Origin of the sequence: Burkholderia sp. NRF60-BP8 (genome assembly GCF_001522585.2) — a bacterium.
Taxonomy (GTDB): domain Bacteria; phylum Pseudomonadota; class Gammaproteobacteria; order Burkholderiales; family Burkholderiaceae; genus Burkholderia.
In genome coordinates, this window is record NZ_CP013372.1 from 974,898 (window position 1) to 992,152 (window position 17,255).

Sequence of the window (17,255 nt, forward strand, 5' to 3'; positions counted from 1 at the left end):
GAGCAACCGCTTTGCGAATGGCGGATCCTGCCCTCGACGGCGGCGGCCGGCTGGCCCGAGCCGCGGAACGTCAGCCTGCGACGCGTGCTTCGTTGCCGCGCGCCGTTGTGCGTGGCGGACGGGAATCCGGATACGCGCGCTGGCAGACGGCAATGACCGTCTCGCGCAGGCGGCGATGCACGGGGTCGCCGTGCATGCGCGGATGCCACAGCGCGGACACGAGGATCGCCGGCAGCCGGACCGGGATCTCGAAACTGCGCAGCCCGAGGGCTTCGATGAGCCCCGGCGAGCACGCGTTGCCGAGGCTCGAGCGCGGCACCAGCGCGATCAGGTCGGTGCTGGCCGCGACACGCATTGCGTCGGGGTAGCCCGGCACGACGACGTGCACGGCGGGGCCGTCGCCTGCGTCGACGGTCGAATCGTCGGCCGGCCCGCCGAAATCGCCGAGCTGAGCCGCCATCACGTGACGGCAGGCTGCATAGCGCGCGGGCGTGATCCGGGCCGACGCGAACAGCGGATGGCCGGCGCGTGCCACCGCGACGTGCCAGTCGTGAAAGAGCATGCGCGTGTGCAGTTCGGGTGCGTCGTCGCCGCGCTTGCCGATTTCGAGGTCGACGGTGCCGTTGCGCAACGCTTGCGGATCGCGGTCGAGTTTCGGGACGAAGCGAATACGCACGTGCGGCGCGACGTCGGCCAGGGCGGCGACGACCGGGCCGGCCAGCATTTCCATGAACGATGCGGCTGCCCGGATGGTGAAGGTGGCCGTGAGCGTGGCGAAGTCGACATCGGCGGTCGCCGGACGCAGCACCGCGCGCGCGTCGCTTGCGACGGCATGCACGCGCTCGCGCAACGCGGCGGCGTGCGGCGTCGGCACGAGCTTGCGCCCCGCGCGCACCAGCAGTTGATCGCTGGTGGCGACGCGCAGCCGCATGAGCGTGCGGCTCATCGCGGACGTGCTCAGGCCCAGCCGCCGCGCGGCGCCGGTCACGCTGCTCTCCGACAGCAGCGCGTCGAGCGCGGTGACGAGGTTCAGGTCGATGTCTTCCATGCGGACAGGATACGCCACTGCGGGGTTTGGCATGGCGTTCGATGCAACGATGGATTGCATTCGATGCGTCTGGCGCCTGTCGAGGTGTGCGCCTATAGTGGGTGCGTCACGAAACAGGGCAAAGGCGAAACACCATGCAATCGACCGAATCGAATCGACGAAACGCCCCCGCGATCCTGCTCGTCGCGGCATCGCGCGGCCTCGGGCTGGCGATGGCGGAGGCATTCCTGAACAAGGGCTGGCACGTGACGGGCACGGTGCGCGAAGGATCGGGGCGCACGAAGCTGCACGACCTGGCCGACCGGTTCGACGGCCGGGTCGAGATCGGCACGCTCGACATCTGCGAGCCCGCGCAACTCGCCGCGCTGCGCGAGCGCCTGTCGGGCCGGCGCTTCGACATGCTGTTCGTGAATGCCGGCACGACCAACGATCCGAATGAAACGATCGGCGAAGTGACGACCGACGAATTCGTGCGCGTGATGATCACGAATGCGCTGGCGCCGATGCGCGTGATCGAGACGCTGCAGGATCTGGTGACCGACGACGGGCTGATCGGCGCGATGTCGTCGGGACAGGGCAGCGTCGCGAACAACGTGACCGGCATGCGCGAGGTGTATCGCGGCAGCAAGGCGGCGCTGAACCAGTTCATGCGCAGCTTCGCGGTGCGTCAGGCCGATACGCGCCGCGCGCTCGCGCTGATGGCGCCCGGCTGGGTCCGTACCGAACTCGGCGGCCCCGACGCGCGCCTGACCATCGACGAAAGCGTGCCGAGCCTCGTCGACGTGCTGCTGGCGAAGCGGGCGCGGCCCGGGCTCGAGTACCTCGACTATCTGGGGCGGACGGTGCCCTGGTAAGCAGGGTCGCGCAAGCTCGCGGCGGCCGGCCGGGTTCCGGCTTGCCGTGAGCGTGCCGTGCGGGATCGGGCCCGATGTTCGCGGCCCGGCCGCGGCGCTGCGAAGGCCGGGCCGATTCAATACAATGCGACGACGCGTCAGCGATACGGTGCCGCCTCATCGCGTTTGAATCCGTCCGGTTCATGGCGGATGGTGTGCGCTCCCGTCGTGACGGCCTGGTGTCGAACTTGGAGCGCAGCATGAACGAACCCTATCTGCAGGTGATCGCGCATTACTTCGCGAAACCCGGCAACGGCGACCGCGTGGTCGAACTGCTCGCGGAACTCGCGCCGGCCACGCGGGCCGAGCCGAAGAACCTCGACTACGCGTACTTCCGGTCGCCGGAGCATCCCGACCACATCGTGATCCTCGAGCGCTACCGCGATGCGGACGGCCTCGATGCGCATCGGGAAACGCCGCATTTCCAGCGGATCGGCGTCGGCGCGATCATTCCGTTGCTCGACCGTCGCGACGTGATCCGCTACATGGTGCAGCCGGACGCCGGCACGGCGACGCCACCGGGAGGCACCCGATGAACCCGTTCCAATTCCGTACCGTTCCGACGCAGATCGTCGAATTCGGCGCCGCGCGCCGGCTCGGCGCGCTGTTGCGCGAACGCTTTCCGGCGCTCGCGCGGTTGTGCGTGGTCACCGACGCGTTCCTGCATCGCAGCGGCGTGCTCGCGCCCGCGCTGGAAAGCATCGCCGCGCACGGCTGGCAGGTCGCCGTGATCGACGACGTGATCGCCGATCCGCCCGAGCACGTGGTGCTCGAGGCGACCGAGCGGGCCGTCGCGGCCGATGCCGAAATCGTGCTCGGCCTGGGCGGCGGCTCGTCGATGGACGTCGCGAAGCTGATCGCGGTGCTCGCGCCGGGGCAGCAGGCGCTGGCCGACATGTACGGCGTCGACAAGGTCTCGTGCGCGCGGCTGCCGCTCGTGCAGATGCCGACCACGGCCGGCACCGGCTCCGAGGTCACGGCCGTGTCGATCGTGACGGTCGGCGAGGCGCGCAAGATGGGCGTCGTGTCGCCGCATCTGTTCGCGGACGTCGCGATCCTCGACGCGGAACTCACGCTCGGCCTGCCGCGCGCGGCGACGGCCGCCACCGGCATCGACGCGATGGTGCACGCGATCGAGGCGTACACGTCCGCGCGGCTGAAGAATCCGGTATCCGACATGCTGGCCACGCACGCGCTGACGCTGCTGTCGCGCAACCTGCTTGCCGCATGCGACGACGGGCAGAACCGGCGCGCGCGCGAAGCGATGCTGGTCGGCGCGATGTTCGCGGGGCAGGCGTTCGCGAATGCGCCGGTCGCGGCCGTGCACGCGCTGGCCTATCCGGTCGGCGGCATCTTCCACGTGCCGCATGGGCTGTCGAATGCGCTCGTGCTGCCGCACGTGCTGCGCTTCAACGCACCGGCCGCCGCGCCGCTGTATGCGGAACTGGCGGCCATCGTCGCGCCGTCGGCCACGGGCAGCGACGAAGCGAAAACGCATGCGCTGATCGCCGAGATCGACCGGCTGATCGTCGCGACGGGCATTCCACGCACGCTGCGCGAGGTCGGCATCGGCGAGGCCGATCTGCCGAGGATGGCGTCGGACGCGATGCTGCAGACGCGCCTGCTCGTGAACAATCCGCGCGAGGTGACCGAGGCCGACGCGCTGGAGATCTACCGGCAGGCGTGGTGACGGGCGGCGCAGGCACGGCGTCGGCCGTCACGGGGCACACGCGGCCTGCCGTGCGGGCCGTGCTGCGGCATGCGCATGCCGGCGCACCGGCCGCGCGTCCGCAGCCCTCCGTCCTTACAGGCGCGACGCGTCCGCGCCGGCCGCGACCACGTACGCCGAGGCCTGCCTGGTGCCGTCCGGCTTCGTCTGCAGGTACACGCCCTGGATTTCCGGCTCGAAGCCCGGCAGCGCGTTGATCCCGGCTTCGAGCGCGCGGAAGTAGTCGAGCGCCGGGCCGCCCCACACTTCACCCGGCACCACGCAGAAGATACCGGGCGGATAGGGCAGTGCGCCTTCGGTCGCGATCCGGCCTGCGATGCGGTCGAGCGTGACGAGTTCGACGTTGTTGCGGATCAGCTCGGCATTCGCGGCCTGCGGCAGCATCGCCTGCTTCGGGAACTGCGCGCGCCGGAACATCTGCTTCTGCAGATGCTTCATGTCGTGGCTGCGGTAGAAATCGTGCATGCGCTGGCACAGCTGCCGCAGGCGCATGGTGCCGTACAGCTCCGGATATGCTTCGCACAGCGATGGAATCGCTTCGCGCAGCGGCGTGTCCTGGTCGAGATGACGCTCGAATTGCGCGAGGTGCGCGACCAGATGCTGCAGCTTGCCGAAACTCTCCGACGGCGTGAGCAGGAACAGGATCGTGTACAGGTCGGCTTTCTCGGGCACGACGCCGTGCTCGCGCAGATAGCGCGCGAGAATCGGCGCCGGTGCGCCGAACGGCGCGTATTCGTGCGTATCGCGATCGATGCCGGGCGTGGTCAGCAGCAGCTTGCACGGATCGACGAAATACTGGTCGTCCGCATAGCCTTCGAAGCCGTGCCACGCGTCGGCCGGATGGAAGCGGAAGAAGCGCAGGTCGTCGACGATCTGCTCGGTCGGGTAATCGGCCCACGGGCGGCCGTCGATCTGCTGCGGGACGAACGGGCGGATCTGGCGGCAGGTTTTCAGCAGCAGCTTGCGCGCATCGACGCCATGTGCGACGCAGTCGCGCCACAGGCGCTTGCCGGCCGGGCCCGCGTGCATCTGCGCGTTGACGTCGAGCGCCGCGAACATCGGGTAGAACGGGCTCGTCGACGCGTGGATCATGTACGCGTTGTTGAAGCGCCGATGATCGCAGAAGCGCTTCTGGCCTTCGATGTGGCTGTCCTTCTTGTGGATCTGGGACGTCTGCGAGAAGCCGGCCTGCTGCTTGTGCACCGACTGCGTGACGAAGATGCCGGGATCGTCGGGGCCGAGCGTCAGCATCAGCGGCGAGCAGTCCTGCATCATCGGGATGAACTGTTCGTAGCCGACCCACGCCGAATCGAACAGGATGTAGTCGCACAGATGGCCGATCCGGTCGACGATTTCGCGCGCGTTGTAGATCGTGCCGTCGTAGGTGCCGAGCTGTATCACCGCGAGCCGGAACGGGCGCGGCAGGTCGGCGCGCTCGGGCGCGACGTCGCGGATCGCGTCGCGAATGCGCGCCTCGCCGAGCGCCGCGCTGTCGACGCCGCCGATGAGGCCCCACGCGTTGCGCGCGGTCTCGAGATAGACCGGCCGCGCGCCGGACAGCACGAGCGCGCCGAGGTGCACCGACTTGTGGTTGTTGCGGTCGAACAGCACGAGATCGTCGGGCGCGAGCAGCGCGCTCGTGACGACCTTGTTCGACGTCGACGTGCCGTTCAGCACGAAGTAGGTCTTGTCCGCGTTGTAGATGCGTGCGGCGTTGCGCTGCGCCTCCAGCGCGGGCCCTTCGTGGATCAGCAGGTCGCCGAGCCGGACGTCCGCGTTGCAGAGATCGGCGCGAAAGAGGGTTTCGCCGAAGAAATCGAAGAACATTCGGCCGAGCGGATGATTCGAAAAGAACTGGCCGCCCTGGTGGCCCGGGCAGTCGAATTCGACGTAGCCACGCTGCACGTATTCGCGCATGACCTTGAAGAACGGCGGCAGCAGGTTCTCGCTGTAGATGTCGGCGGCGGCGGAAATCTGCCGGCCGTAGTAATGGCGGCCGCCGTGCCGAAGCTGGATCACGCCGCTCGCGCGCGGCAGGACCGACGGCGGCACTTCCTGGTCGGGCTCGACCGCGACGAAGAACGGAATCGCGAAACCGGTTCTTTCGACGGTTTTCAGCACCTTTTCCGCGGAATCGATTCCGACGACGATTGCCGCGATATTCGTGAAATCGGTCTGAAATACGTCGACCTGTTCGTGCGTGGTGAGGAAGGCGCCGATCAGCGCCGGCTCGACTGCGATTTTCAACAGGCTCACGCGAACTCTCCGGTAAATGACCTGAAAACGGGAGCCGCATTCATATCGGCGCGCAATCCAGGCCCGACACGCGCTGCAGCCGATCGAAACGGTCCCGCGAATGCTGAATGCCGAATGCGCACTGCACCAGAAGCCTTGCGCGGCGCGGCGCCGCCGCGATCGGGCCGGGTCCGGCGCAGCCGATCGTAGCAACAAAATCCCGCGAATTCAATCGAACCGAATCGGCAATGTCATTGCGGCATGAGCATGATCAAACAATCCGGAATTGGCATGCTGCGGTGCACATAAAAATGATCCAATGATGAAATCCGATTTGAAAGGCGCCGATGGTTTTACCGAATCGTCAGCTTTTCAGAGAAAAGCATCTATGGCATAGTCGGCTCCGAATTGGATGGCGAATCAAGCCGGAATTGCGAGCGTCTCATGCCGCTGCCCGTGGCCTGCTGTCCGCGTGCTCGTGAGACGAACGATACCAATCGAAGCAACGCAACAGCGAGGGTCAACATCATGAATACTTCTGTCGGCGGCATTCGTCGTCTGGGCATGCGTGCGCTACTGGTCGACGACGAAATCGCGCAGGAAACCGCAACCGGGCGCGCGGTCCGCACGCTGAGCGCGGAGCTCGCGCAACGCGGTATCGACGTGTTGACGGCCACGTCCGCCGACGATGCCATCGTGCTGATCCGCTCCGATCCGTCGATCCAGTGCGTGCTGCTCGACTGGGATCTCGGCGTGGACGGCCACGGGCCGTCCGAGGCCGTGGTCGACGCGATCCGGCATCGCAACGGCAGCGTGCCGATCTTCCTGCTGGCCGACCGCAGCGTCGCGTCGTCGGTACCGGCCGCGGTGATGGGCAAGGTCGACGATTTCGTGTGGCTGCTCGAGGACACGGCCGACTTCATCGGCGGGCGCATTCACGCGTCGATCGAACGCTATCGCTCGACCGTCCTGCCGCCGATGTTCGGCGCGCTCGCGAAGTTCTCGCGCGTCTACGAATACTCGTGGCATACGCCCGGTCACACCGGCGGCACCGGCTTCCTGAAATCGCCGGTCGGCCGCGCGTTCTTCGAATACTTCGGCGAATCGCTGTTCCGCTCGGACCTGTCGATCTCGGTGGGCGAACTCGGCTCGCTGCTCGACCACTCGGGCCCGATCGGCGAAAGCGAGCGCTACGCGGCGCGCGTGTTCGGCGCGCATCGCACGTATCACGTGACGAACGGCTCGTCGACGTCGAACCGCATCATCCTGATGGCGAGCGTGAGCCGCGACCAGATCGCGCTGTGCGACCGCAATTGCCACAAGTCGGCCGAGCATGCGATGACGATGTCGGGCGCGATTCCGACCTACCTCGTGCCGACGCGTAACCGCTACGGGATCATCGGGCCGATCGCCGCGGAGCGCCTCACGCAAACGGCCATCCGCGAGGCGATCGCGTCGAACCCGCTCGCGGCCGGGCTGGCGGATCGCCAGCCGAAGCACGCGATCGTCACGAACTCGACGTACGACGGCCTCTGCTACAACGTGACGCGTGTCGAGGAGCTGCTCGGCGCGAGCGTCGACCGGCTGCACTTCGACGAGGCGTGGTACGGCTACGCGCGTTTCAATCCGATTTACCGCGACCGTCATGCAATGCACGGCGACCCGCGCGACCATCATGCGGACCGGCCCACGGTGTTCGCGACGCAGTCGACGCACAAGCTGCTGACCGCGCTGTCGCAGGCGTCGTACATCCACGTGCGCGACGGCCGCAGCCCGATCCCGCACGGTCAGTTCAACGAAACGTTCATGATGCATGCGTCGACGTCGCCGAACTACGCGATCATCGCGTCGAACGACGTCGCGGCCGCGATGATGGACGGCCCCGGCGGCGCCGCGCTGACGCGCGAGTCGATCGAGGAGGCGGTCGCGTTCCGGCAGATGATCGCGCGGATGAACGGCGAATTCGGCGCGAAGGGCGACTGGTTCTTCGAGTGCTGGCAGCCCGACACCGTGCTGGAGGCGCGCACGGGCCGCACGCTGCCGTTCCACGATGCGCCGCCCGAACTGCTCGCGAGCGACCCGGCGTGCTGGGTGCTGCGCCCCGGCGCGCAATGGCACGGCTTCGGCAACGTCGAGGACGGCTACTGCATGCTCGATCCGATCAAGGTGTCGATCGTCACGCCGGGCGTCGCGCCGGCCGGCGGGCTGATGCCGGTCGGCATTCCCGCGAGCGTCGTCACCGCGTATCTCGATGCGCGCGGCATCGTCGTCGAGAAGACGACCGATTTCACGATCCTGTTCCTGTTCTCGATCGGCATCACGAAGGGCAAGTGGGGGTCGCTCGTCAGCGCGCTGTGCGATTTCAAGCGCGACTACGACGCGAACCTGCCGCTCGACATGGCGATTCCGTCGCTCGCGAAGGCGCATGGCTCGCGCTATGCGGGCATGGGGCTGAAGGACCTGGCCGACACGATGTTCGCGGCGATGGAGCAGCTCGGCACGACGCGCCTGATGTCGGAGGCGTTCTCGATCCTGCCGAAGCCGGAGATGAGCCCGGTGCGCGCGTACGAGCATCTCGTGCAGGGCCGCATCGAGCAGGTGACGCTCGACGAGCTGGCCGGGCGCACGGTGGCCACCGGCGTCGTGCCGTATCCGCCGGGTATCCCGCTCCTGATGCCGGGCGAGAACGCGGGGCCGGCCGGCGGCCCGGTGCTCGGCTACCTGAAGGCGCTCGAAGCGTACGACCGGCGGTTCCCGGGGTTCGCGCACGACACGCACGGCGTGGAGGTCGAGGACGGCACGTACCGCGTGTATTGCCTGACGGCCTGAAGCCCGGCCGGGCGTACGAGCGACCGGCCGCGCGGCGGCCTCACATCGAAGGATCGACACCATGGAAAACGCAGCGCGCATGTCCGACGCGGCCCCGGCGGCCGCGCCGAAAAACCGGATGAACGTCTGGCAGCTCACCATCCTCACGGCGGTCAACATGATGGGCTCCGGCATCATCCTGCTGCCGTCGAAGCTCGCGCAGGTCGGCACGATCTCGCTGCTGTCGTGGATCGTCACGGCCGGCGGCTCGCTCGCGCTGGCCTATGCGTTCGCGCGCTGCGGGATGCTGAGCCGCAAGCCGGGCGGGATGGGCGGCTACGCGGAGTACGCGTTCGGCAAGGCCGGCAACTACATGGCGAACTACACGTACGGGCTGTCGCTCGTGATCGCCAACGTCGCGATCGGCGTCACGGCGGTCGGCTACGGCACCGTGCTGTTCGACGCGACGTTGTCGCCGCTGCAGACCGGCTTGTGGACGATCTTCCTGCTCGTGCTGACGACGGTCGCGAACTTCGGCGGCTCGCGCATCACCGGCCGGATCGGCGCGGTGACGGTGTGGGGCGTGATCATTCCGGTCGTCGTCGTGTCGCTGATCGGCTGGTTCTGGTTCAGCGGCGCGACCTGGGGCGCGGCGTGGAATCCGCACGGCATGCCGTTCGGGCCGGCGGTCGGCAGCTCGATCGCGGTGACGCTGTGGGCGTTCCTCGGGCTCGAATCCGCGTGCGCGAACTCGGACGCCGTGGAGAATCCGGAGCGCAACGTGCCGATCGCCGTGCTCGGCGGCACGATCGCGTCGGCGCTCTTCTACATCGTGTCGACCAACGTGATCGCGGGCATCGTGCCCAACGCGATCCTCGCGAAGTCGAATGCGCCGTTCGGCATCGCGTTCGCGACGATGTTCACGCCGACCGTCGGCACGATCGTCACCGGGCTGATGGTGATTGCGTGCATCGGCTCGCTGCTCGGCTGGCAGTTCACGGTGGCGCAGGTGTTCAAGAGCTCGGCGGACGTCGGCTATTTCCTCCCGGTGTTCGCACGCGCGACGCGCACCGGCACGCCGATCGTCGGCATGGTGATCCTGCTGGTCGCGCAGGTCGCGCTGGCGCTGATGACGATCAGCCCGGAGCTGAGCAGCCAGTTCCAGAAGATCGTCGATCTCGCGGTCGTCACGAACCTCGTGCCTTACGTGATGTCGATGGCCGCGCTGATCACGATCCAGAAGGTCGCGAAGGTGCCGCCGGGCAAGGCGCTGGTGACGAACGTGATCGCGATGGTCGCGACCGCGTACAGTTTCTATGCGCTGTTCAGTTCGGGCGAGCAGGCGCTGATGCTCGGCGGCCTGTGCGTGTTCCTCGGCTGGACGCTGTTCGGCTTCGTCAGCGCGCGCTTCTATCAGATGGAAGTCGATGCGCACGTGAAGGAGCCGGGGAAGTCGCTGCAGGCGTGACGGCTACCGGTCGTGCTTCATCAGTAACGGCGGAAGCGCCTTTTTCAGCAGATCGACGACGGCGCGCACGCGCGGCGGCAGCGGCCGCTGCGCGTGCACCAGCACGTTGAGCGCGAATTCGGGGATGTCGTAGTGCGGCAGCAGGCGGACGAGCCGGCCCTGCGCGAGCGCATCGGCGCACGCCGGGTACTGAACCACGCCGATGCCGCCGCCCGCCGCGATCGTGTCGAACATCGGGCGCCAGTGGCTGGTGGTCATGACCGTCCGGATGCGCGCGTATTCGACCGCGCTGCCGCCGCACTGAAGCGGCACCTGTTCGTTCGCGAATACGCCTTTCACGCGGATGAACGGATGGTTCGCGAGATCGGCCTTCGTGTCGAGCGGGCCGTGCCGGTCGAGATACGACGGTGCGGCGACGAGCACGCGGCCGACCGAGCCGAGGGCGTAGGCGACGAACCCGCCGTCGCCGAGCTGGCCGACCCGGATCGACACGTCGACGCCCTCCGTGACCGGATCGACGATATCGTCGTTCAGCACCAGGTCGATGTGCAGCTTCGGATACGCGGTGCGGATCTGCATCAGCACGCCCGGCATCACGACCTCGCCGAAACATTGCGGCGCCGCGAGCCGGATCGAGCCGTCGAGCGCATTCTCCGTCTTCGAGACCGATGCAACGGCCAGTTCGGCCGCTTCGAGCAGCGCCTTGCTGCGTTCGTAGAAGATGCGGCCTTCCTCCGTGCACGCGAGGGTGCGCGCACTGCGCATCAGCAGCCGCGTGCCGAGATGCTTTTCGAGTTTCTCGATGCGCTCGCTGACGGCCGGTTGGCCCATGTCGAGATCCCGCGCCGCGCCGGACATCGTGCCGCGCTCCACGACCCTGACGTAGATGCGCATCGTCGCCAACAAATCCATGAAGTCGCGCCTTTTGTCTTCCGGTCCGATTTTTACCGATCGACGGATGGTACCAAAGCGGCGGAAGGGCGACGTGTGCGTCGTGCCGATACTGACTATCGGCCGGAGGGCGACCCGCGCCGTCGAAGCCGCGTGCGTTCATCCGCGCCGTGAGCGAAAATCGGTTTCCTTGCGCGCGACCGACAGGAGACCCGACATGACGCAACGTAGCGAAGCGCCACGGACGCACTGCGTCGCATGGCAGATCGTGCAGACGTGGCAAGCGGCGGAATGGTGCCGGCTCGACGAGTCGCAAACGGGCATCGCGCTGTCGGGGGCGGTGGCGGGCGCGATCGACGGTGCGCCGTTTCGCATCGATTACGCGATCGCATGCGGGACCGACTGGCTCACGCGCTCGGCGCGCGTGACGCGATGGACCGGTACGGCGCCGCCACGACAATGGGACATTGCCTGCGATGCCGGGCAGTGGACGATCGACGGCGTCGCTGCGCCGATGCTTGCGGGCGCAACCGATATCGATCTCGGCTTCAGTCCGTCGACCAATACGCTGCCGATCCGGCGGCTGGCGCTTGCCGTCGGCGAGTCGGCCGCGATTCGCACCGCGTGGCTGAGGTTTCCGGATGTCGACATCGTGCGCGGCGAGCAGCGCTATACGCGCACCGCGCCGCACGTGTATCGCTACGAGAGCGGCACGTATGCGGCCGATATCGCGATCGACGACGCAGGCCTCGTCACCGACTACGACGAATGGCGACGCATCGGCGCGACGCCTGCGCCGTGACGCGCCGCATCGCGAATCGCGCGCCTGCACCGTGACGCTTCAACGCGCGCTCGCCACCGACAGCTTGCCCGGGATCAGCTTCAGCGTGCTGAACGCGTCGGCGATGCTCTGCTGGTACGCGACCGTCGCATCGGTGATCGGCTGCACGCCGTAGCCGGCGCGCTTGAGCGCGACTTCGAGCGTCGGCGCGTCGAGGCCGACGAGCGGCGACAGTTGCGCGGCCACGTCGGGCACGTGATCGCGCGCCCAGCGATCGACCGCGTCGACTTCGTCGAGCAGCGCGCGCACCACCTGCGGGTGGGCGGCCGCGTACTTGCGCGCCGCGAGGTAGTACTGCGTGTTGCGCACGAGCCCGTCGCCGTTCGCGATCGCGCGGGCGCCGAGCTGCCGTTCGGCGGCGGCCAGATACGGATCCCAGATCACCCACGCATCGACGCTGCGCTGCACGAAAGCGGCGCGCGCGTCGGCCGGCGTCAGGTAGATCGGCTGGATGTCGGCATACGTGAGGCCCGCATGCTCGAGCGCCTTCACGAGCAGATAGTGGACGTTCGAGCCCTTGTTGAACGCGACCTTCTTGCCGCGCAGTTGCGCGACGGTGCGGATCGGCGAATCGGGCAGCACGACGATCGCCTCGCCCTGCGGCGCGGGCGGCTCGTTGCCGATGTAGACGAAATCGACGCCGCCGGCCTGCGCGAAGATCGGCGGGGTTTCGCCCACCGTGCCGACGTCGATCGCGCCGGCGTTCAGCCCTTCGAGCAGTTGCGGGCCAGCCGGGAATTCGAGCCATTGCACGGTGACGCCCTGGCTCGCGAGACGCTTCTCGAGCGTGCCGCGCGCCTTGAGCACGACGAAGTTGCCGTATTTCTGGAAGCCGATGCGCAATCGCGTGCCGCCGGCGTCGGCGCGTGCGGGCGCGGCCGCGAGCGGCCCGAGCGCGAGTCCGGCCAGCCCGGCGGCCGCGCCGTGCAGCCACCGGCGGCGGTGCGGGTTCGCCGGGGTCGTTTCAAGGTCTGCGTGCGGTGTGTCGTTCATCGAGGCGTCCTGCTGGAGGGTTCACGGGGCGCGCGGGCATGGCGCGATCGGCACGGGACGCGGCCGGCCCGCGCCGGACTCGAGACGATACGACCATGCGGGACGGCGGCCAACCAATGAATCCGCATATGCAAATCAGCCGCCGGACGATACGTGAACGGCGACGCGGCAGGGCGCCGCGCGCTCAGGCGGTGACGAGCAGGCTTTCCTCGATCGAATCGACGCGGTCCGGATAGAACGCGAGGTGCCCGCGAATCGATTCGACTGCCGGATTCGGATGCTCGTACGTCCACACCGCATTGGTCGCGCGTTCGCCGCCGGCCGGAATCGAGTAGTACGCGCAATCGCCCTTGTACGGGCAGTAGGTCGCGTGATCGGTGCGTTCGAGCAGCGACATGTCGGCATCCTCGCGCGGAATGTACAGCACCGCCGGATAGCTGGCCTCGCGCAGCACCAGTGCATGGCGCGTATCGGCGACGACCTTGCCGGCGACTTTCACGACCACGCGCGACGAGTGCGGTTCGATCAGGATCGGATGATCGGGGCCCGGCGACTTCACGGGACGAGACGGCGTATCGGGGTTGAGCGACATGCGTGGGTCCTCCAGGAACGGACGGCGCACCCGCGGGCGCGCCGTGCCGGCATGCGTGCGCCGGCGGATTCCCGCGCACCGGTGCCGGCGTTGGCCAACCGATACGATGCGCCAATTCCGCGGAACCTGCAGGGGGCCGGAAGGATGTCCGCAACCGTGAGCGAACGGCGCTGCGTCATGACGCCGGGCCGGGCGTCGCGGCGGTGTTCCGCGAGCATGTCCACGGCGCTCGCATGGACATTCCCATGCAGGGGCAGCGGGATGCATCCGCGACGATAAGCAACGCGGAATTAATTGGTAAGCGATCGGCGGGATGCGCGCGAAGATCGACGGTCGTCATTCGCATGGCACTTCTTGCTTGCCTCTCTCACCATGAAGAATCCTTTCGTTTCGTCAGCCGCGCGCCGTACGCGCGGCGTATCGCATGCCGGCGCCGCGCTGCGCTGCATGGCCGCGTCGCTGCTGCTGGCCGGCGCCGTGCCGCACGCACTCGCGGCCCCCGCGGGCAAGACACTCGTGTACTGCTCCGAAGGCAGCCCGGCCGGCTTCGATCCCGGTCAGCATACGACGAGCACCGATTTCGATGCGAGCACATACACGATCTACAACGGGCTCGTGCAATTCAAGCGCGGCACGCTCGATCTCGTCCCGTCGCTGGCGACGAGCTGGGACGTGTCGCCCGATCAGCGCACGATCACGTTCCACCTGCGGCGCGGCGTGAAATTTCAGACGACCGCGTGGTTCAAGCCGACTCGGCCGTTCCAGGCCGACGACGTCGTGTTCACGTTCCGCCGGATGCTCGACCCGAACGATCCGTTTCGCCAGGCCTATCCGGTCAGCTTCCCGTATTTCAGCGATCTCGGCTTCGACCGCAACATCGAGCGCATCGAGAAGGTCGACGACTATACGGTGCGCTTCGTGCTGAAGTCGCCCGACGTCGTCTTCGTGCGCAATCTCGCGATGGCGTTCGCGTCGGTGCTGTCGGCCGAATATGCGTCGCAGCTCGCCGCGCGCCATCGCGAGTCGGACATCAACCAGTTCCCGGTCGGCACGGGGCCGTTCCTGCTGCGCACGTACCAGAAGGACGCGCTGATCCGCTACGACGCGAATCCCGACTACTGGAAACCGGACGACGTGAAGCTCGCGCGCCTCGTGTTCGCGATCACGCCCGATCCGGCCGCGCGGTTGCAGAAGCTCGTGGCCGGCGAGTGCCAGGTGTCGGTGTTTCCGCGGCCGGCCGATCTCGAGACGGTGCGGCGCGACCCGAAGCTGACGCTGTTCTCGGGGACGGGCTTCAACGTCGGCTTCGTCGCGTACAACACGCAGCATCCGCCGCTCGATCGCGTCGACGTGCGGCGCGCGCTCGACATCGCGATCGACAAGGCGGCGATCATCAAGACCGTGTTCAACGGCGACGCGACGATCGCGACGAACCCGATGCCGCCCGCGCAATGGTCGTACAACCCGCGCCTGAAGGACGCGCCGCGCGATCCGGCGGCCGCGAAGGCGCTGCTCGCGCAGGCCGGCTTTCCGAACGGCTTTGACCTGACGCTGTGGGCGATGCCCGTGCAGCGCCCGTACAACCCGAATGCCCAGCTGATGGCGCAACTGATCCAGCAGGACTGGGCGAAGATCGGCGTGCGCGCGAAGATCGTCAGCTACGAATGGGGCGAATACAACCGCCGCGCGAAACACGACGGGCAGCACGACGCGATCCTGTACGGCTGGTCGGGCGACAACGGCGACCCCGACAACTGGCTCGGCACGCTGCTCGGCTGCGACGCGGTGCACGGCAGCAATCTCGCGAAGTGGTGCAACAAGGACTTCGAGCAACTCGTGACGGCGGCGCGTTCGAACGCGGATGTCGCGAAGCGCACGGCGCTGTACGAGCAGGCGCAGGTGGTGTTCAAGGACCAGGTGCCGTTCACGCCGATCGCGACGTCGATCGTGTCGCTGCCGATTTCCAGGCGCGTACACGGGCTGACGTTCTCGCCGCTCGGCGGACACCGGTTCGACGGCGTGTGGCTCGATTGAGGGAGATGTCGACGGACGCGAGATGCGCGGTCGCACGGTCGACGTTCGGCGACGACGTACCGGATCTCGATATGGCGCGGCCGCGCTGAACGCGCGCCCGCGCTCCGCGAGGCGCCACTCAGGCCGCCACGTTCCGGATGGCGATCGACGCGACGTCGACGCGGCGCGGCAGGATCGCGTCCGCCGCCGCGCGATCGGCGACGCGTTGCAGTACGTCGATGTCGGCGTCGCTGAGGCTGCGCTGTGCGAGCGCGGCCCGCCGCGCGATATCGGCGGCCGCGTCGGGCGGCAGGCGCGTGAGCGACGCATAGACGCTCGCGTAGTCGGCCGGGTGCGCGAGCGCCCATTGGCCCGCGCGGGCGAGCCGCGCGAGCACGTCCGCGAGCGCCGCGCGCTTGCCGCGATCGTCGAGGGTTTCGACCGGCGACGTGAGGAACGCGAGCCCCGAATTGATGCCGCTGCCGTCGCGGACGATGCGCGCGCCGCGTCGCACCGCGTGCCCGTAGTACGGATCGAACGTGGCCCAGATGCCGATCCGCTTCGCCTCGAACGCGGCGAACGCGTCGACCGGCAGCACGAAGCGCACGTCGACGTCGCGCGGCGCGAGCCCGTGTTCGCGCAGCGCGCCGTACAACTGGTATTGCGAGATGCTGCCGCGCGCGGACGACACGACGACCGTTTGCCCTTTCAGGTCGGCCACCGTGCGCACCGGCGAGTCGGGCTGCACGACGATGCCGAGCGACGTCGGCGAGCCGACGCGCGTCGCGACGATCCGCAACGACGGATCGCCGAGCGCGGCCGTCAGGACGGGGAGGTCGCCGGCTGGCGCGAGATCGATCGCGCCCGCGCGCTGCGCTTCGAACAGCGGCGCGGCGCCCTGGAAGTTGGCCCAGCGGAACCGGTACGGCGTGCCGTCGAGCACGCGCGCCGCTTCGGCCAGCGCCCGCAGGCCGCCGGCCTGATCGCCGAGCACGAGCGTGACGCCCGACAGGTCGGCGCCGGCCGCGCGCGCGGGCAGCGCGAGGCCGCTCGCGAGCGGCGCGGCGGCGAGGGCGGCAAGGCGCTGCAGCGTGCGGCGGCGTGCCGTGGCGAAAGAGTGGGTCATCGGCGGCGTGTCCTCGGTTCGGTGATCCGCGCGCGGGCGGCGCGGCTGCCGGGCAGATTACGGAATCGGTTTCCGGCCGACAAACATCGAATCGTGAAATGCATATTCGCGCGGCACGCCGTTTCGATCCGTCAGCCTTTCAGCGCGTCGCGATCGACCTGCGCGTCGTGCAGGTCGCGCGTGGCGTTGCGCAGCTTCGTTTGCTTGTCGGCGAGCTTGCGTTGCGCGTTGTTCAGCTTTCTTGCGTCGCCGAGCGCTTCGGCTTCGCGGACGCGCGCCTGTGCGTCGCGTACCTCGTCTTCCGCGTGGCGCAGGTCGCGCGCCTTGTCGGTCAGCTTGCGTTCGGCGCGTGCGAGCTGGCCGGCATCCGTGCAGTTGGCCATGATCCGTTCGAGCGCGGCCTGCTGGCGCATCGCCTGTTGCGTGTTGCCGAACCGTTTCGCGTTGTCGATCTGCGTGTGCAGCGCGCGGATGCGTGTCGAGCAGTCCTGAGTACCGGCGAATGCGCCGGCGCTCGCGAATAGCGCGACCGGGACGGCCAGCGCGACGAGTGTGTTCTTCATGCGGATTTCCTCGATTCGATAAAGCGGCTACGGGCGTTCGCGATGCGACGTCCGT

At 68.1% G+C, this 17,255-nt stretch carries 14 protein-coding genes; 7 read left to right on the plus strand and 7 right to left on the minus strand.

The window, feature by feature from the left end; translation table 11 throughout:
* Positions 1-70 precede the first annotated feature (70 nt).
* Positions 71-1,048, minus strand: coding sequence for a LysR family transcriptional regulator (locus WS54_RS04540; protein WP_059783941.1), 978 nt, complete (start codon positions 1,046-1,048; stop codon positions 71-73).
* Between the two features lie 134 nt (positions 1,049-1,182).
* Here WS54_RS04540 and WS54_RS04545 point away from each other — a divergent pair, with 134 nt between their 5' ends.
* From WS54_RS04545 to WS54_RS04555, 3 genes are all read left to right on the plus strand, one after another.
* Complete coding sequence (locus WS54_RS04545; protein ID WP_034205134.1) at positions 1,183-1,902, plus strand: SDR family oxidoreductase; 720 nt, start codon at positions 1,183-1,185, stop codon at positions 1,900-1,902.
* A 239-nt stretch (positions 1,903-2,141) separates the two neighbouring features.
* A complete protein-coding gene (locus WS54_RS04550) occupies positions 2,142-2,477 on the plus strand; it encodes a putative quinol monooxygenase (RefSeq protein WP_059783939.1) in 336 nt (111 codons plus the stop codon).
* Positions 2,474-3,631, plus strand: a complete 1,158-nt coding sequence (locus WS54_RS04555; protein WP_059783937.1) for an iron-containing alcohol dehydrogenase — start codon at positions 2,474-2,476, stop codon at positions 3,629-3,631. Before WS54_RS04550 ends, WS54_RS04555 begins: the two co-directional genes overlap by 4 nt.
* Before the next feature lie 114 nt (positions 3,632-3,745).
* On the opposite strand, the gene WS54_RS04560 is transcribed toward WS54_RS04555, so the two are convergent.
* Positions 3,746-5,926 carry an ornithine decarboxylase gene (locus WS54_RS04560; protein WP_059783935.1) on the minus strand — a complete coding sequence of 727 codons (2,181 nt, stop codon included), beginning with the start codon at positions 5,924-5,926 and terminating at the stop codon, positions 3,746-3,748.
* Between the two features lie 507 nt (positions 5,927-6,433).
* On the opposite strand from WS54_RS04560, the gene WS54_RS04570 reads away from it, so the two are divergent.
* Positions 6,434-8,734 carry an Orn/Lys/Arg decarboxylase N-terminal domain-containing protein gene (locus WS54_RS04570; protein WP_059783933.1) on the plus strand — a complete coding sequence of 767 codons (2,301 nt, stop codon included), beginning with the start codon at positions 6,434-6,436 and terminating at the stop codon, positions 8,732-8,734.
* A gap of 61 nt (positions 8,735-8,795) precedes the next feature.
* Positions 8,796-10,181, plus strand: a complete 1,386-nt coding sequence (gene potE, locus WS54_RS04575) for a putrescine-ornithine antiporter (RefSeq protein ID WP_059783931.1) — start codon at positions 8,796-8,798, stop codon at positions 10,179-10,181.
* Positions 10,182-10,184: 3 nt separating this feature from the next.
* On the opposite strand, the gene WS54_RS04580 is transcribed toward potE, so the two are convergent.
* On the minus strand, positions 10,185-11,093 hold the full coding sequence (locus WS54_RS04580; RefSeq protein ID WP_059783929.1) for a LysR family transcriptional regulator: 909 nt from the start codon (positions 11,091-11,093) through the stop codon (positions 10,185-10,187).
* 196 nt (positions 11,094-11,289) lie between these two features.
* Between WS54_RS04580 and WS54_RS04585 the strand changes: the two genes are divergently transcribed.
* On the plus strand, positions 11,290-11,874 hold the full coding sequence (locus tag WS54_RS04585; protein ID WP_059783927.1) for a putative glycolipid-binding domain-containing protein: 585 nt from the start codon (positions 11,290-11,292) through the stop codon (positions 11,872-11,874).
* Positions 11,875-11,913: 39 nt separating this feature from the next.
* Here WS54_RS04585 and WS54_RS04590 read toward each other — a convergent pair whose 3' ends face one another.
* Both WS54_RS04590 and WS54_RS04595 read right to left on the minus strand, forming a co-directional pair.
* Entirely contained in the window at positions 11,914-12,906 is a 993-nt protein-coding gene (locus WS54_RS04590) for a sulfonate ABC transporter substrate-binding protein (RefSeq protein ID WP_059783925.1), read from the minus strand.
* 184 nt (positions 12,907-13,090) lie between these two features.
* Entirely contained in the window at positions 13,091-13,498 is a 408-nt protein-coding gene (locus tag WS54_RS04595) for a DUF427 domain-containing protein (protein ID WP_034205125.1), read from the minus strand.
* Positions 13,499-13,870: 372 nt separating this feature from the next.
* On the opposite strand from WS54_RS04595, the gene WS54_RS04600 reads away from it, so the two are divergent.
* On the plus strand, positions 13,871-15,532 hold the full coding sequence (locus WS54_RS04600) for an ABC transporter substrate-binding protein (protein WP_059783923.1): 1,662 nt from the start codon (positions 13,871-13,873) through the stop codon (positions 15,530-15,532).
* A gap of 118 nt (positions 15,533-15,650) precedes the next feature.
* On the opposite strand, the gene WS54_RS04605 is transcribed toward WS54_RS04600, so the two are convergent.
* Entirely contained in the window at positions 15,651-16,637 is a 987-nt protein-coding gene (locus WS54_RS04605; protein WP_059783922.1) for an ABC transporter substrate-binding protein, read from the minus strand.
* Between the two features lie 131 nt (positions 16,638-16,768).
* The gene (locus tag WS54_RS04610) at positions 16,769-17,200 is read right to left on the minus strand and encodes a DUF1090 family protein (protein ID WP_059783920.1); all 432 of its coding nucleotides are present in this window, start codon (positions 17,198-17,200) and stop codon (positions 16,769-16,771) included.
* Between the last annotated feature and the right edge of the window lie 55 nt (positions 17,201-17,255).

Coding starts and splice junctions, on each gene's coding strand:
- WS54_RS04545 (WP_034205134.1), top strand. CDS start 1,183: ATGCAATCGACCGAATCGAATCGACGAAACGCCCCCGCGATCCTGCTC.
- WS54_RS04600 (WP_059783923.1), top strand. CDS start 13,871: ATGAAGAATCCTTTCGTTTCGTCAGCCGCGCGCCGTACGCGCGGCGTA.
- WS54_RS04595 (WP_034205125.1), bottom strand. CDS start 13,498: ATGTCGCTCAACCCCGATACGCCGTCTCGTCCCGTGAAGTCGCCGGGC.
- WS54_RS04605 (WP_059783922.1), bottom strand. CDS start 16,637: ATGACCCACTCTTTCGCCACGGCACGCCGCCGCACGCTGCAGCGCCTT.
- WS54_RS04540 (WP_059783941.1), bottom strand. CDS start 1,048: ATGGAAGACATCGACCTGAACCTCGTCACCGCGCTCGACGCGCTGCTG.
- WS54_RS04555 (WP_059783937.1), top strand. CDS start 2,474: ATGAACCCGTTCCAATTCCGTACCGTTCCGACGCAGATCGTCGAATTC.
- WS54_RS04580 (WP_059783929.1), bottom strand. CDS start 11,093: ATGGATTTGTTGGCGACGATGCGCATCTACGTCAGGGTCGTGGAGCGC.
- WS54_RS04550 (WP_059783939.1), top strand. CDS start 2,142: ATGAACGAACCCTATCTGCAGGTGATCGCGCATTACTTCGCGAAACCC.
- WS54_RS04590 (WP_059783925.1), bottom strand. CDS start 12,906: ATGAACGACACACCGCACGCAGACCTTGAAACGACCCCGGCGAACCCG.
- WS54_RS04610 (WP_059783920.1), bottom strand. CDS start 17,200: ATGAAGAACACACTCGTCGCGCTGGCCGTCCCGGTCGCGCTATTCGCG.
- WS54_RS04570 (WP_059783933.1), top strand. CDS start 6,434: ATGAATACTTCTGTCGGCGGCATTCGTCGTCTGGGCATGCGTGCGCTA.
- potE (WP_059783931.1), top strand. CDS start 8,796: ATGGAAAACGCAGCGCGCATGTCCGACGCGGCCCCGGCGGCCGCGCCG.
- WS54_RS04585 (WP_059783927.1), top strand. CDS start 11,290: ATGACGCAACGTAGCGAAGCGCCACGGACGCACTGCGTCGCATGGCAG.